Raw genomic sequence first — 14,692 nt, forward strand, 5'->3', positions numbered from 1 at the left:
CTCAACGCTTCATCAAGGTCACAACAGCGTCCCACAATGTGGACGCCAGTTCGGCCTTGGCGCCCAGTGGAATCGGGATCTCGGTCCCGTCCGCTCCGAGCAGCCAGCCCGAGTTGTCCTCGGTCCCGAACGCTTTCCCTTCGCCGACGGCGTTCACCACCAGCAGGTCCGCGCCCTTGCGCTTCAGTTTGACCCGGGCGTGATCGAGCACGCCACCCTTGTCGTCCCCGGTTTCGGCGGCGAATCCCACGATCAGCTGGCCGTTCGTCCGGTTCCGCACCAGTTCGGCCAGGATGTCCGCGTTCCGCGCGAGCTCGACCACGGGATCCGGCGTGTCGTCGGACTTCTTGATCTTGTGATCGGCCCGGTTCGACGGCCGGAAGTCGGCGACGGCGGCGGCCATCACCAGGATGTCGGCGGAGGCGGCCTCGGCGTGCATCGCCTGGCGCATCTCCTCGGCGGTCGACACGTGGACGACCTTCGCGCCCGCGGGCTCCGGCAGCGCGATGGTGTGCGCGGCGACCAGAGTGACCTCCGCGCCGCGCTGGGCGGCGACCCGGGCCAGCGCGTAGCCCTGCTTGCCCGACGAGCGGTTGCCCAGATAGCGGACCGGGTCCAGCGGCTCACGGGTACCGCCCGCCGAGATCGCCACGCGCACGCCTTCGAGGTCGCGTGGGAGGGCGTTCGGCACGGCGAGCAGGAGCCGGGCGAGGTCGACGATCTCGGCCGGATCGGCGAGCCGTCCCTTGCCGGTGTCCTTGCCGGTGAGCCTGCCGGCGGCGGGTTCGGCGACGACCAGCCCGCGCGAGCGCAGCAGCGCCACGTTGTCGCGGGTGGCCGGGTGTTCCCACATCTCGGTGTGCATCGCCGGGAAGAAGGCGACCGGGCACCGGGCGGTGAGCAGGGTGTTCGTCAGCAGGTCGTCCGCGATGCCGTGCGCGGCCTTGGCGAGGAGGTTCGCCGTGGCGGGCACGACGATCACCAGGTCGGCTTCCTTGCCGACGCGGACGTGCTGGACCTCGGGCACTTCGGTGAACACGCCGGTGTGGACCGGGTTCCCGGACAGTGCCTCGAAGGTGGCCGCGCCGACGAAGTTCAGCGCGGCTTCGGTGGGGACCACGCGGACGTCGTGACCGGTCTCGGTCAGTCCGCGCAGGACCTCACAGACCTTGTAGGCGGCGATCCCGCCACCTACGCCCAGGACAACGCGAGGTTTATTCAACGGTGTTCTCGGCGGCTTTGCGCGGGACCGCGATCGGGCTGCCAGGGCATCTCACTTCAACCGCCTCGCTCACGCTGATCAAAGCCCTGCCATCCCGATAGCGGGGCCTTCGGCCATGCCGCGCCCAGTGGTTACCTTGACGGCCGCCGTGGCCATTGAGTTTTACTCGCCCTCGGTGTGCTCGAGCAGACCGCCGTGGATCTCGCGCAGGGCGATGGACAGCGGCTTCTCGCGCGGGCCCGGCTCGACCAGCGGGCCGACGTACTCCAGCAGGCCCTCGCCCAGCTGGGCGTAGTAGTCGTTGATCTGGCGAGCGCGCTTGGCCGAGTAGATCACCAGCGCGTACTTCGAGCTGACCTTCTCGAGGAGGTCGTCGATGGGCGGGTTGGTGATGCCTTCGAGCTCTTCGTGCAGCGTGGCCTGAGTCGTCACTCGTGGTGCTCCGAATCTTCGGGTCTAATGATCGCCGGTTATCAAGTTTAGCAACTGCTCGGCGGCCTCTCGCACGTCGGCGTTGACGACGCGCTCGTCGAACTCCCCGGCGGCGGCGAGTTCGCGCTCGGCCTCGGCCAGCCTGGCCTTCACCGCGGCTTCGTTCTCGGTGCCGCGGCCGGTCAGCCTGCCGACCAGTTCGTCCCACGACGGCGGCATCAGCATCACCAGCCGCGCCTCCGGCATCGCCTTGCGGACCTGCCGCGCGCCCTGGAGTTCGATCTCCAGGATCGCGTTGCGCCCGGCCGCCAAAGCCCGGTCGACGGGCTCGCGCGGGGTGCCGTAGCAGTTGCCGGTGAACTCGGCGTGTTCGAGCAGTTCGCCGTCGGTGACCATGCGGTCGAACTCGGCGCGGTCGACGAAGTGGTAGTGCTCGCCGTCCACCTCACCCGGCCTCGGCTTCCTGGTGGTCACCGAGACGCTGAAATAGATCTCCGGATCCAGCTTGCGCAGCTCCTTCGCCACGCTCGACTTCCCGACTCCCGAAGGCCCCGAGACGACCGTGAGCCGGTGCCGGGATTCGACTCCCGCCACCGGCTCACCGCCGCGGTCAGCGCCCGGGTTCACCGGGTGGTCCTGACCGATGCCGCTCACTCGCCGCTGAATTCGGCCAGCAGCGCCTTGCGCTGCCGGTCGCCGAGGCCGCGAAGACGACGGCTGGGTGCGATCTCCAGTCGTTCCATGGTCTGCTGGGCGCGGACCTTGCCGACACCCGGAAGAGCCTCGAGCAGAGCCGAGACCTTCATCTTGCCGAGGACTTCGTTCTCCTCGGCCTGCTTCAACACGTCGACCAGAGTGGTACCGCCCCGCTTCAGCCGCTCCTTCAGCTCAGCACGGATGCGGCGGGCGGCGGCGGCCTTCTCCAGCGCCGCAGCGCGCTGTTCCTCTGTCAGCTGGGGAAGTGCCACGTTTTCCTCCGGTAGTTCTCAAATCTGGGTGGGTGTGGCGACGGTACCCACCCGTTACCTCGGCCCACAATGCGGGGGTGGCTGGTCATGACGGATTCCCGGGCCTGCTATTGGCCTTTTTCCAGGGGTCCGAGGGAATCCCGTGTCCGCCGAACGGCCGCACGGAGGGATTCGGGGTCCGGTCCGTGCTTGAGGACGTCGCGGGACGACGCGGGGAGCACACCCGGCAGCCCCGGCCCGAAAAGGGCCCGCAAATCGGCCGGAGTGGCCCCCTGGGCCCCGAAACCGGGTGCCAGGACGGGACCGTTCAGCTTGCTCAGATCGAGCTCTCCCGGCGCGATGGTGGCGCCGACGACGACACCGATGTCACCCAACGGACCGACGCCGGCGTTCTGCGCGCCTGCCGTGTCGACGATGTCCTGCGCGACGGTCTTTCCGTTGGGCAGCAAGGCGTTCTGCAATCCCTGCGCCTCCGGGTTGGAGGTGCGCGCGAGGACGAACAGCCCCTTGCCTTGCGCCTGCGCAACCTCGACGGCGAAGTCCAGCGAACCGAACCCGAGGTATGGGGACACCGTTATGGCGTCCGCTTCGAGTTCCGCTCCCGCGGGCAGGAAAGCCGCCGTGTACGCCGCCATCGTGGAGCCGATGTCGCCGCGTTTGACGTCCAGCAGGACGAGCGCGCCCGCTTCCCGGCACACCTTCATCGTCTTGGCCAGAACGGCGACCCCAGGAGGCCCGTAGGCCTCGAAAAAGGCCGACTGGGGCTTGACGACCGCGACCTCGGGCGCGATCGCCTCGGCGGCCGTGAGGGCGAACTTCTCCAGGCCGCCCGCGTCCGCCGGGAGCCCCCACGCCTGGAGCAACCCGGGATGGGGGTCGATCCCGGCGCAGAGCGGCCCCTTTTCCGCGACCGCCCGCGCCAGCCTCGCCCCGAACCGCCCGCTCACGCCTTCGCCTTCAGCGCCGCCTGGAGGCTCTGCAGCGACCGCACGCCGATGTCGCCCTTGATGACGGCCTCGATCCCGTGCACGGCCGCCGCGGCGCCCTGCACCGTGGTGATGCAGGGGATGTCCCGCGACACCGCCGCGGTGCGGATCTCGTAGCCGTCGATCCGCGGACCGCTGTTGCCGTAAGGGGTGTTGATCACCATCTGCACTTCACCGCTGAGGATGACATCCACGACGTTCTGTTCGCCTTCGGCGGAACCTTCGTAGTGCTTGCGCACAACGGTGCAGGCGACTCCGTTGCGCCGCAACACTTCCGCGGTACCCGAGGTGGCGAGGATCTCGAACCCGAGGTCCGCCAGGCGCTTCACCGGGAACACCAGCGAACGCTTGTCGCGGTTGGCGACGGAGACGAAGACCTTGCCCGAAGTCGGCAGCGAACCGTAGGCCCCCGCCTGCGACTTGGCGAACGCCTTGCCGAAGGAGACGTCGACACCCATGACCTCGCCGGTGGACTTCATCTCCGGGCCGAGCAGCGAGTCGACGCCGTGTCCCTCCGGTGTGCGGAAGCGGTGGAACGGCAGGACCGCTTCCTTGACCGCGACCGGCGAATCGGCGGGCAGGTGGCCCCCGTCGCCCTCGGCCGGGAGGACGCCGGACTCGCGCAGGTCCTTGATCGACGAGCCCGTCATGATCAGCGCCGCGGCCTTGGCCAGCGGCACCGCGGTCGCCTTCGACACGAACGGCACGGTCCGCGACGCGCGTGGGTTGGCTTCCAGGACGTACAGCACGTCGTCCTTGAGCGCGTACTGGACGTTCAGGAGCCCGCGGACGCCGACGCCGCGCGCGATGGCCTCGGTCGAGCGGCGCACCGTCTCGATGTCGGTCCGGCCCAGCGTGATCGGCGGCAGCGCGCACGAGGAGTCGCCGGAGTGGATCCCGGCCTCCTCGATGTGCTCCATGACGCCGCCGAGGAACAGCTCGTCGCCGTCGAACAGCGCGTCGACGTCGATCTCGATGGCGTCGTCGAGGAAGCGGTCCACCAGCACCGGGTGCTCGGGGGTGACCTCGGTGGCGCGGTGGATGTAGCCGGCGAGCGACTCCTCGTCGTACACGATCTCCATGCCGCGCCCGCCCAGCACGTAGGACGGCCGCACGAGGACCGGGTAGCCGATCTTGTCGGCGATCCGCTTCGCGCCCTCGAACGAGGTCGCCGTGCCGTACTTCGGCGCGGGCAGCCCGGCGTCGGTGAGGACCTCGCCGAACGCGCCGCGGTCCTCGGCCAGGTGGATCGCGTCCGGGGAGGTGCCGATCACCGGGACACCGGCGTCGGCCAGGCGCTTGGCGAGCGAGAGCGGCGTCTGGCCGCCCAGCTGCACGATGACCCCGGCGACGGTGCCCGACTCCTGCTCGGCGTTGACGACCTCCAGCACGTCCTCGAACGACAGCGGCTCGAAGTAGAGCCTGTCCGAGGTGTCGTAGTCGGTGGAGACGGTCTCGGGGTTGCAGTTGACCATGACGGCCTCGAAACCGGCCTCGCGCAGGGCGATCGCGGCGTGCACGCACGAGTAGTCGAACTCGATGCCCTGACCGATGCGGTTCGGCCCGGAGCCGAGGATCAGGACCTTCGGCTTCTCGGTCTGCGCGGTGATCTCCGACTGCGCGGCGGGATCGGTCTCGTAGGCCGAGTAGTGGTACGGCGTCTTGGCGGCGAATTCGGCGGCGCAGGTGTCGACAGTCTTGTACACCGGCCGCACCCCGAGACGGCGGCGCAGCGCGCGGACGCCGTCCTCCCCCGCCAGTTCCGGCCGCAGCGAGGCGATCTGACGGTCGGACAGGCCGATCCGCTTGGCGCGCCGCAGCAGCGGCTCGTCCAGCACCTGGGCGTCGCGGACCTCGGCGCCGACCTCGCCGATGAGGGCGATCTGGTCGATGAACCACGGGTCGATGCCCGACGCCTCGTGGATCTGCTCCACGGTGCCGCCGAACCGCAGCGCGCGCTCCACCTCGTAGAGACGTCCGTCGTGCGGGGTGCGCAGTGCCTCCAGCACGGATTCCAGCGTCGCGCCTTCGGGGTCGGGGCGGGTCCAGAAGCCGGTGGCCTTGGTGTCGATGGAGCGCAGCGCCTTGCCGAGGGCCTCGGGGAAGCTGCGGCCGAACGACATCGCCTCGCCGACGCTCTTCATCGTCGTGGTCAGCGTCGGGTCCGCGCCCGGGAACTTCTCGAAGGCGAACCGCGGCACCTTCACCACGACGTAGTCCAGCGTCGGCTCGAAGGCCGCCGGGGTCTCGCCGGTGATGTCGTTGCGGATCTCGTCGAGGGTGTAGCCGATGGCGAGCTTCGCGGCGATCTTGGCGATCGGGAAACCGGTCGCCTTCGACGCCAGCGCGCTCGACCGCGAAACCCGCGGGTTCATCTCGATGACGACCATGCGGCCGTCTTCCGGGTTGATCGCGAACTGGATGTTGCAGCCGCCGGTGTCGACGCCGACCTCGCGCAACACCGCGATGCCGACGTCGCGCATGTGCTGGTACTCGCGGTCGGTCAGGGTCATCGCGGGCGCGACGGTGACCGAGTCGCCGGTGTGCACGCCCATCGCGTCGATGTTCTCGATCGAGCAGACGACCACCACGTTGTCGTGCCGGTCGCGCATGAGCTCGAGTTCGAACTCCTTCCAGCCGAGGACGCTCTCCTCGATGAGCACCTCGGTGACCGGCGACTCGTCGAGACCGGTGGAGGCGAGCCGCTCCAGCTCCTCGTCGGTGTGCGCCATGCCCGAGCCGAGCCCGCCCATGGTGAACGACGGCCGGATGACGACCGGGAGGCCGACCTCGGCGACGGTCGCGCGGACCTCGTCCATGTCGTGGCAGACCCGCGAACGCGGCACCTCGGCCCCGATCGTGCGGACGATGTCCTTGAACTTCTGCCGGTCCTCGCCGCGCTGGATGGCCTCGACGTCGGCGCCGATCAGCTCGACGCCGTACTTCTCCAGGACACCGCGGTCGTGCAGGGCGACGGCGCAGTTCAGCGCCGTCTGGCCGCCCAGCGTCGCGAGGATCGCGTCGGGGCGCTCCTCCGCGATGACCTTCTCGACGTATTCCGGCGTGACCGGCTCGATGTAGGTGGCGTCGGCGAACTCGGGGTCGGTCATGATGGTCGCCGGGTTCGAGTTCACCAGCGAGACACGCAGTCCCTCTTCGCGGAGTACGCGGCAGGCCTGGGTTCCGGAGTAGTCGAACTCCGCGGCCTGGCCGATCACGATCGGCCCGGAGCCGATGACCAGCACGTGCTGGATGTCTGTCCTCTTCGGCATTACTTGGCCTTCTTCTCCATCAAGCTGACGAACTCATCGAACAGGGGCGCCGCGTCGTGCGGGCCGGCGGCGGCCTCGGGGTGGTACTGCACCGAGAACGCGGGGACGTCGAACGCGCGGACACCTTCGACGGTGTCGTCGTTCGGGCAGTAGTGCGAGATCTGCGCGGCGCCGAACGGCGTCTCGAACCGCTGCCCCGGCTCGCCTTCGAGGGCGAAGCCGTGGTTCTGCGCGGTGATCGCGACGCGTTTGGTCGCCACGTCGATCACCGGGATGTTGATCCCGCGGTGGCCGTAGCGCATCTTGTAGGTGCCCAGTCCCAGCGCGCGGCCGAGGATCTGGTTGCCGAAGCAGATGCCGAACAGCGGGATTTCCCGCTGCAGCACCGATTTCGTCAGCTCCGTCGCGTGCGCGGTGGTCGCCGGGTCGCCGGGGCCGTTGGACAGGAAGACACCGTCCGCCTCGATCGCGAGCAGATCGTCCACAGTGGACGACGAGGGCAGCACGTGCACCTCGATGCCGCGCGCGGCCATCAGGCGCGGGGTGTTGGACTTGATGCCCAGGTCCAGCGCGGCGACGCGGAAGCGCGTCTCCCCCTGCGCCTTGACGACGTAGGTCTCTTTGGTGCTGACCTCTCCGGCGAGGTCGGCGCCCTTCATCTGCGGGCTGGCCTTGACCTCGGCGAGCATCTCCTCGTCGGTGCCGAGCGCGTCGCCGGAGAAGACGCCGGACCGCATGGCGCCCTGCTCGCGCAGGTGCCTGGTCAGCGTGCGGGTGTCCACTTCGGAGATCCCGACGACGCCCTGGCGCTCCAGCTCCTCGTCCAGCGTGCGCTTGGCGCGCCAGTTGGACGGCGTGCGCGCGGGGTCGCGGACGACGTAACCGGAGACCCAGATGCGCGAGGACTCGTCGTCCTCGTCGTTCCAGCCGGTGTTGCCGATCTGCGGCGCGGTCTGGACCACGATCTGCCGGTGGTAGGAGGGGTCGGTCAGCGTCTCCTGATAGCCGGTCATGCCGGTGCAGAACACCGCCTCGCCCAGGCTCCGGCCGCGGGCGCCATAGGCGGAGCCGCGGAACACGCGGCCGTCTTCGAGTACCAGCGCGGCGGGCGCACGGGTGCCGTTCACGGTGCTCATCAGGCACCTCCCTTGATGTCGTTGCGAGTGTCTTGCAAAGCTTCGATCCACTGTGGATAGTCGTCGACGTCGTCGCCGCGGAATCCGGTGTCCAGTTCGACGTCGCCCGCCAGCCAGGTGATGACCAGCAGCGCGTCGATGCCCATCACCTTCCCGGCCATCCCCTTGTCCTTGCGGACGCCGGTGACCGAGGCGCGCGGGATCCAGAAGTCCGGGGCGCCGCCGCGTTCGATGGCGACGCCGTCTTCGTGCAGGCGCCAGACCGCGCCGGTGCGCAGGCCGGCGCCGCGGGTGACCACGCGCTCCTGCCAGTGCCCGGCGGTCGTCGTGCTGATGTAGACGCCGGTCGATTCGAGCGACGCCTCACCCGGCTCGGCCGGGATCTCGGCGAACGGCGGCACCTGGACGCTCTGGGCGCGGGACTTGCGCCGCCAGCCACGCCACATCAGGAAGACGCAGAGGAGGAAGAAGGCGAAGACCGCCAGGGTCAGCAGGATCCGGTCGCTCATGCGGTGATCTTCCCTTCCCGCGCGGTGATCCGCCCGCGCAGCAACGTCGCCGTCACCACGCCGGGGAGCCGCATTCCTTCGTACGGGGTGTTGGCCGCGATGCTCGCGAACTCCGCGCCCCGCACGGTCCATTCGGTGTCCGGGTCGACCAGCGTCAGGTTCGCCGGTTCACCGACCTCGATCGGACGGCCGTGGTCGGCCAGGTTGCCGATCTCGGCGGGTCGCTCGCTCATCACCCGCGCGACGCCGCGCCAGTCCAGCAGGCCGGTGCGGACCATGGTCTCGACCACGATCGACAGCGCGGTCTGGAGACCGAGCATGCCGGGCCGGGCCGAGTTCCACTCGCAGTCCTTGTCCTGGACCGCGTGCGGCGCGTGGTCGGTGGCGACACAGTCGATGACGCCCTCGGCCAGCGCGGCGCGGAGCTTCTCCGCGTCGGATCCGGTGCGCAGCGGCGGGTTGACCTTGTTGACCGGGTCGTAGGTCGCGAGCCGCTCGTCGGTCAGCAGCAGGTGGTGCGGCGTGACCTCGGCGGAGACCTGGGTGCCGCGGTCCTTGGCCCACTTCAGGATGTCGGCGGTCCCCGAGGTCGAGACGTGGCAGACGTGCAGCCGCGCGTTGGCGTGCTGGGCCAGCAGGCAGTCGCGGGCCACGATCGACTCCTCCGCCGACGCGGGCCAGCCGGTGTAGCCCAGGCGCGCGGCCTGCTCGCCTTCATGTGCCTGCGCGCCGACGGTCAGCCGCGGCTCTTCGGCGTGCTGGGCGATGACCACGCCGAGCGCCGTCGAGTACTCCAGCGCGCGGCGCATGAGCAGCGGGTCCGCGACGCAGAGTCCGTCGTCGGAGAACACCTTCACCTGGGCTTCGGACTTCGCCATGGTGCCCAGCTCGGCGAGCTTCTCGCCCTTGAGGCCCACGGTGACCGCGCCGACCGGGTGCACGTCGACCAGCCCGGCCTCCTGACCGCGCCGCCACACGTGGTCGACGATCACCGCGTTGTCGGCCACCGGGTCGGTGTTGGCCATGGCGAACACCGCGGTGTAGCCGCCGAGCGCGGCCGCGGCCGAACCGGTCGCGATCGTCTCGGTGTCCTCGCGGCCGGGTTCGCGCAGGTGGGTGTGCAGGTCGACGAAACCGGGGAGCAGCACCTGGCCGCCCGCGTCGATCACTTCGGCGTCTTCGGGCGTGTCCAAGGACCCGATGTCGGTGATGACCCCGTCCTCGACGAGCACGTCGACCGGATCGCCCTCGCCGTAGGGTCGGGCGCCCTTGATCAGGACGGTGTTCATGCGGCTGCCCCTTCGCTGGCGAGCAAGTGGTACAGGACCGCCATGCGCACGTGGACGCCGTTGCGGACCTGTTCGGTGATGGCCGAGGCCGGGGAGTCGGCGACCGCCGAGGCGATCTCCATCCCGCGCAGCATCGGGCCGGGGTGCAGGACGACGGCGTGCTCGGGCAGCAGCTTCATCCGCCGCTCGTTGAGCCCGTAGGCGATCGAGTACTCACGCGCGCTCGGGAAAAAGCCACCGTGCATGCGCTCGGCCTGGACCCGCAGCATCATGACCGCGTCGACCGCGGGCAGTTCGGCGTCGAGTTCGTGCGACACCGTGACCGGCAGGGTCTCGACCCCGGCAGGCAGCAGCGTCGGCGGCGCGACGAGCACCACTTCGGCGCCGAGCGAGGACAGCAGGTGGATGTTCGACCGCGCCACCCGGCTGTGCAGGACGTCGCCGACGATCGCGATCCGGCGCCCCTCCAGCGAACCGAGCCGCTCCCGCAAAGTCGCGGCGTCGAGCAGCGCCTGCGTCGGATGCTCGTGCGTGCCGTCCCCCGCGTTGACGACCGCCGTCCCGGCTTCGGCGAGCCAGCCCGAAAGCCGCTGGGCCGCCCCGGAGGCGGGGTGCCGGATGATCACGCAGTCGGCGCCGGCCGCGGCCAGCGTCAGCGCGGTGTCCCGCAGCGATTCGCCCTTGTTGACCGAGGAACTGGACGCGGAGACGTTGATCACGTCGGCGCTCATCCACTTCCCCGCGATCTCGAACGAGACGCGGGTGCGGGTCGAGTTCTCGTAGAACAGCGTGATGACGGTGCGGCCGCGCAACGTCGGCAGTTTGCGGACCTCGCGGCCCAGCAGGGTGTGCTTGAGCTCTTCGGCGGTGTCCAGCACGGCTGTCGCGAGCGCCGGGTCGAGCCCGTCGGTGGCGAGCAGGTGCTTCACGATCGGTCTCCTTCTGGTTGCGTGCGCAGCAGAACCGAGTCCCGTCCGTCCACTTCGGACAGCAGAACCTCGATCCCCTCGGCACGCGAGGTGGGCACGTTCTTGCCCACGTAGTCGGCGCGGATCGGCAGTTCGCGGTGGCCGCGGTCGACCAGCACGGCCAGCTGGACCGCGCGCGGGCGGCCGTGGTCGCGCAGGGCGTCGAGGGCGGCGCGGATGGTGCGGCCGGAGAACAGCACGTCGTCGACCAGGATCACCACCGCGTCGTCGATACCGGTCGGCGGCAGCTGCGAATGTTCGAGCGCGCGGGGCGGGCGGCGGCGGAGATCATCACGGTAGAGCGTGATGTCCAGCGCGCCGGTCGGCGGACGGATGCCGGAGAACTCGGCGATCTTGTCCGCGAGCCGCAGGGCGAGCGGGGTACCCCGGGTGGGGATGCCCAGCAACACGGGCGGAGTCGAGCCACCGGCACCGAGAGCGGTCTTCTCGATGACCTGGTGGGCCATTCGGGCGATCGTGCGCGCGACATCCCCGGACGAGAGCAGCTCACGCTCTCCCGCCGGTTCCGCCGCGCCACGCGGGCGTGACGACAAGGCGGACCTCCTTCCCCGCCTCTCTGGACGGGTCCTTAAAGGACGTCGACTTCCTGCGTAGCGAGGAAATCGAGTCGACACTAGCAGGAGTCGGCCCTCATTCTTACGAGTGGCGCGCCCCAGGTGACGAAGGCCTCGCGAAAGCACCCGCTTGACCTGGTGACAACTATGCGTAACCATTACTCTGAGTATTCGACTCGAGGAGTCCCCTGGACCGGTCACCCCGACCGGTTGGGGGTGAGGAAACGGAGAACCACCAGATGGGCGATTACGCCAAGGCGCTCGGGGCCAAGCTCCGCGGGATCCGCCAGCAGCAGGGCCTGTCCCTGCACGGGGTCGAGCAGAAGTCCGGAGGCCGCTGGAAGGCCGTCGTCGTCGGTTCGTACGAGCGCGGCGACCGCGCCGTCACCGTGCAGAAGCTCGCCGAGCTCGCCGATTTCTACGGCGTCCCGGTGGTCGAGCTGCTGCCGGAGGGCCGGGTGCCGTCAGGCGCCGAACCCGCCACGAAGATCGTCATCAACCTGGAGCGGCTTCAGCAACTCCCGGCGGAGAAGGTCGGGCCGCTCGCCCGCTACGCGGCCACGATCCAGAGCCAGCGCGGCGACTACAACGGCAAGGTGCTCTCCATCCGCACCGAGGACCTGCGTTCGCTGGCGATCATCTACGACATGACCCCCGGCGAGCTCACCGAGCAGCTGATCGACTGGGGTGTGCTGCCGCCCGAGGCTCGACCGTCCAAAGAGGACTGAATTGTTTATCGCGCGATCGCGAACGCGTCTACGGGCCGTGCTCTGGCAAAGCACGGCCCGTTGAACTCGAAGGCGGCCCGCAGCCGCGTTCGCGAGGCCTGACGGCCGAAACGCGCGACTCCAAAAGATCAAAAGACCTCGGTCACCGTAGCTTTGGTCACCTGATCGTGGTCACCCTTGTCAGAGAACGGCCCTGAGCCTGTCGGCGATGGTGCCGATGCGGCCGAGCACACCGTTGACGAAACGCGGCGAGTCGTCGGTCGACAGCTCCTTCGCCAGCCCGACGGCCTCGTCGATGGCGACCGGATCCGGCACGTCCTCGGCCCACAGGAGCTCGTAGACGCCGACCCGCAGCACCGCGAGGTCCACCGGCGGCATCCGGTCCAGCGTCCAGCCCTGAGCGTGCTCGGAAAGCAGCTCGTCGATCGCGGCCTTGCGCCCCGTGACACCCTCGACCAGCGAGATCGTGTAGTCCGCGATCGGGTCGACCTCGACCGAACCGACCCTGTCCGCCAGCAGCGTCACCGCGTCGGCACCGCGCTGGGCGGCCTCGTACATCATCTCGACGGCACGCTTGCGCGCCTGCCGACGGCTGATCGGCCCGCCGCGGTTCGGCGACTTGCCCGATTTGGCTGAGTCGGCCATCAGCTGGAGACGCGGCCCAGGTAGCGGCCGTCACGGGTGTCGACCTTGATCTTCTCGCCGGTGGTGAGGAACAGCGGCACCTGGATCTCGGCGCCGGTCTCCAGGGTGGCCGGCTTGGTGCCACCGGTGGAGCGGTCGCCCTGCAGACCCGGGTCGGTGTGCTGGACGAGCAGCTCGACCGAGGTCGGCAGCTCGATGTACAGCGGGACACCCTCGTGCACCGCGACCTGGACCTCGGTGTTCTCGAGCAGGTAGTTCGCGTTGTCGGCGACGGTCTCGGCCAGCACGGTGATCTGGTCGTAGGTCTCCGCGTCCATGAACACGAAGTCCGCGCCGTCCTTGTACAGGTACGTCATGTTGCGGCGGTCGACGGTGGCCGTCTCGACCTTCGTGCCCGCGTTGAAGGTCTTGTCGACGACCTTGCCGCTCAGCACGTGCTTGAGCGTGGTGCGGACGAACGCGCCGCCCTTGCCCGGCTTGACGTGCTGGAACGCGGTGACGGTCCACAGCTGGCCGTCGAGTTTGAGGACGAGCCCGTTCTTCAGGTCGTTGGTGGTGGCCACGAGTGTGCAGTCTCCTGTGTCGATCTTCCGGGCCGCCGTCAGACGACCACGAGTTCCTTGGTGCTCAGCGTGAGGAGTTCGGGCGTACCTTCCCGCACGACCAGCGTGTCCTCGATGCGCACGCCTCCGCGTCCGGGCAGATACACACCAGGCTCGACGGTGACGGCCATACCGGCGGACAGTGTACCGACGCCGGTGGTGGCCAGGCTGGGCGCCTCGTGCACCTGCAGTCCGACGCCGTGGCCGAGACCGTGGCCGAACTCTTCGCCGCGCCCCGCGTCGACGATCACACCACGCGCCGCTTTGTCCACTTCGGACACTTCGGCGCCCGGCAGAACGGCTTCGCAGCCCGCCGCCTGCGCGCGCTGGACCAGCTCGTAGACCTCCTCCTGCCAGGCCGCGGGCTTGCCGATCACGAACGTGCGCGTCATGTCGGAGTGGTACCCGTCGACCGTGGCACCGAAGTCGATCTTGACGAACCCTCCGGCCGCGAGCACGGCCGAGGTGGGCCGGTGATGCGGGATCGCGGAGTTGGCTCCCGCCGCGACGATCGTGTCGAACGACGGCCCGGTGGAGCCGTGGCCGAGCATGCGGTTCTCGAGGTCGCGGGCGACGTCCAGCTCGGTGCGGCCCGGCCGGAGCCCACCGGCGGACACCAGGTCCTCCAGCGCCCTGTCGGCCGCCGCGCACGCCTGGCGCAGCGCCTCGATCTCCTGCTCGTCCTTGACCAGCCGCAGCTGCTCGACGAGGCCGGGCGTCCGGACCAGCTCGACGCGGTCGAAGCGCACCTTGAGATCCTCGTGCTGCTCGACGCTCACGTGCTGGCTCTCGAACCCGGTCTTGCCGAGCTTCTTCCCGGCCGCCAGGTCGGCGAGCTTGGCCGCGCTCGCGCGGTCCAGCACCCGTTCGAGATCGGGGACCTCGGTCGCCGACTGGACCGTGTAGCGGCCGTCGGTGCAGAAGATCGTCTTGTCGTCGCCGCCCTCGTGGACGAGGAGAGCGGCGTTGGACCCGGTGAAGCCGGTCAGGTACCTGATGTTGAGCAGGTCCGTGACCAGCAGCGCGTCCACCCCGGAGTCGGCCAGAAGGGAACGCAGCGCCGCGCGGCGGCGAGAGAAGTATTCACGCACGGAATCGAGTTTAGGGGGTGGGCGCCGCGCTGGCGGGCCGCTGCCGGACAGCGTGTGAGCGGCGGCGGTCCGTGAAGGGCACCTTGGGGGACCCTGGGTCGCCTTCACGGACTTGCGCCCCGCCCCTGCCCCACCACGTGGCCCCAGCGCGTGAAGGGCCCCTTGCCTACCCTGAAGGTAGCGAAGGAGGCCTTCACTACCTTCAGGATCGCCACGTTCGCCCCAGACGCACCAGCGGCCACAGCGGCCACAGCGGCTGCGCGTGAAGG

The 14,692-nt window shown here is 69.5% G+C and carries 15 protein-coding genes; 1 reads left to right on the forward strand and 14 read right to left on the reverse strand.

The window, feature by feature from the left end; all coding sequences use genetic code 11:
- Position 1 precedes the first annotated feature (1 nt).
- The 11 genes from coaBC to pyrR all read right to left on the reverse strand — a co-directional run bounded on the left by coaBC (position 2) and on the right by pyrR (position 11,336).
- On the reverse strand, positions 2 to 1,222 hold the full coding sequence (gene coaBC / locus CFP71_RS12000; RefSeq protein ID WP_093933923.1) for a bifunctional phosphopantothenoylcysteine decarboxylase/phosphopantothenate--cysteine ligase CoaBC: 1,221 nt from the start codon (positions 1,220 to 1,222) through the stop codon (positions 2 to 4).
- A 162-nt stretch (positions 1,223 to 1,384) separates the two neighbouring features.
- Entirely contained in the window at positions 1,385 to 1,654 is a 270-nt protein-coding gene (gene rpoZ / locus CFP71_RS12005) for a DNA-directed RNA polymerase subunit omega (protein WP_005152353.1), read from the reverse strand.
- 24 nt (positions 1,655 to 1,678) lie between these two features.
- A complete protein-coding gene (gene gmk, locus CFP71_RS12010; RefSeq protein ID WP_093933924.1) occupies positions 1,679 to 2,308 on the reverse strand; it encodes a guanylate kinase in 630 nt (209 codons plus the stop codon).
- A complete protein-coding gene (gene mihF / locus CFP71_RS12015; protein WP_003096398.1) occupies positions 2,305 to 2,622 on the reverse strand; it encodes an integration host factor, actinobacterial type in 318 nt (105 codons plus the stop codon). The genes gmk and mihF overlap by 4 nt, the downstream gene beginning before the upstream one ends.
- A gap of 107 nt (positions 2,623 to 2,729) precedes the next feature.
- On the reverse strand, positions 2,730 to 3,569 hold the full coding sequence (gene pyrF, locus CFP71_RS12020) for an orotidine-5'-phosphate decarboxylase (RefSeq protein ID WP_093933925.1): 840 nt from the start codon (positions 3,567 to 3,569) through the stop codon (positions 2,730 to 2,732).
- Positions 3,566 to 6,880: a carbamoyl-phosphate synthase large subunit gene (gene carB / locus CFP71_RS12025; RefSeq protein ID WP_093933926.1), complete on the reverse strand. Its 3,315-nt coding sequence runs from the start codon at positions 6,878 to 6,880 to the stop codon at positions 3,566 to 3,568. Before carB ends, pyrF begins: the two co-directional genes overlap by 4 nt.
- Positions 6,880 to 8,016 carry a glutamine-hydrolyzing carbamoyl-phosphate synthase small subunit gene (gene carA / locus CFP71_RS12030; RefSeq protein ID WP_093933927.1) on the reverse strand — a complete coding sequence of 379 codons (1,137 nt, stop codon included), beginning with the start codon at positions 8,014 to 8,016 and terminating at the stop codon, positions 6,880 to 6,882. Before carA ends, carB begins: the two co-directional genes overlap by 1 nt.
- Entirely contained in the window at positions 8,016 to 8,525 is a 510-nt protein-coding gene (locus tag CFP71_RS12035; protein WP_093933928.1) for a PH-like domain-containing protein, read from the reverse strand. The genes carA and CFP71_RS12035 overlap by 1 nt, the downstream gene beginning before the upstream one ends.
- A complete protein-coding gene (locus CFP71_RS12040; protein WP_093933929.1) occupies positions 8,522 to 9,814 on the reverse strand; it encodes a dihydroorotase in 1,293 nt (430 codons plus the stop codon). The genes CFP71_RS12035 and CFP71_RS12040 overlap by 4 nt, the downstream gene beginning before the upstream one ends.
- Positions 9,811 to 10,743: an aspartate carbamoyltransferase catalytic subunit gene (locus tag CFP71_RS12045; RefSeq protein ID WP_093933930.1), complete on the reverse strand. Its 933-nt coding sequence runs from the start codon at positions 10,741 to 10,743 to the stop codon at positions 9,811 to 9,813. Before CFP71_RS12045 ends, CFP71_RS12040 begins: the two co-directional genes overlap by 4 nt.
- Positions 10,740 to 11,336: a bifunctional pyr operon transcriptional regulator/uracil phosphoribosyltransferase PyrR gene (pyrR, locus tag CFP71_RS12050; protein WP_093933931.1), complete on the reverse strand. Its 597-nt coding sequence runs from the start codon at positions 11,334 to 11,336 to the stop codon at positions 10,740 to 10,742. Before pyrR ends, CFP71_RS12045 begins: the two co-directional genes overlap by 4 nt.
- Before the next feature lie 260 nt (positions 11,337 to 11,596).
- On the opposite strand from pyrR, the gene bldD reads away from it, so the two are divergent.
- The gene (gene bldD, locus CFP71_RS12055) at positions 11,597 to 12,085 is read left to right on the forward strand and encodes a transcriptional regulator BldD (protein WP_003096372.1); all 489 of its coding nucleotides are present in this window, start codon (positions 11,597 to 11,599) and stop codon (positions 12,083 to 12,085) included.
- 180 nt (positions 12,086 to 12,265) lie between these two features.
- On the opposite strand, the gene nusB is transcribed toward bldD, so the two are convergent.
- From nusB to CFP71_RS12070, 3 genes are read right to left on the reverse strand one after another with little or no spacing between them, the layout of a single operon-like run.
- Positions 12,266 to 12,730 (reverse strand): transcription antitermination factor NusB, encoded by a 465-nt coding sequence (nusB, locus tag CFP71_RS12060; RefSeq protein ID WP_093933932.1) that lies wholly within the window; start codon positions 12,728 to 12,730, stop codon positions 12,266 to 12,268.
- Positions 12,730 to 13,293, reverse strand: coding sequence for an elongation factor P (gene efp, locus CFP71_RS12065; RefSeq protein WP_093933933.1), 564 nt, complete (start codon positions 13,291 to 13,293; stop codon positions 12,730 to 12,732). The genes nusB and efp overlap by 1 nt, the downstream gene beginning before the upstream one ends.
- A gap of 38 nt (positions 13,294 to 13,331) precedes the next feature.
- Positions 13,332 to 14,423 (reverse strand): M24 family metallopeptidase, encoded by a 1,092-nt coding sequence (locus CFP71_RS12070; protein WP_093933934.1) that lies wholly within the window; start codon positions 14,421 to 14,423, stop codon positions 13,332 to 13,334.
- Positions 14,424 to 14,692 lie beyond the last annotated feature (269 nt).

The organism is Amycolatopsis thailandensis (assembly GCF_002234405.1).
Lineage (GTDB): Bacteria > Actinomycetota > Actinomycetes > Mycobacteriales > Pseudonocardiaceae > Amycolatopsis > Amycolatopsis thailandensis.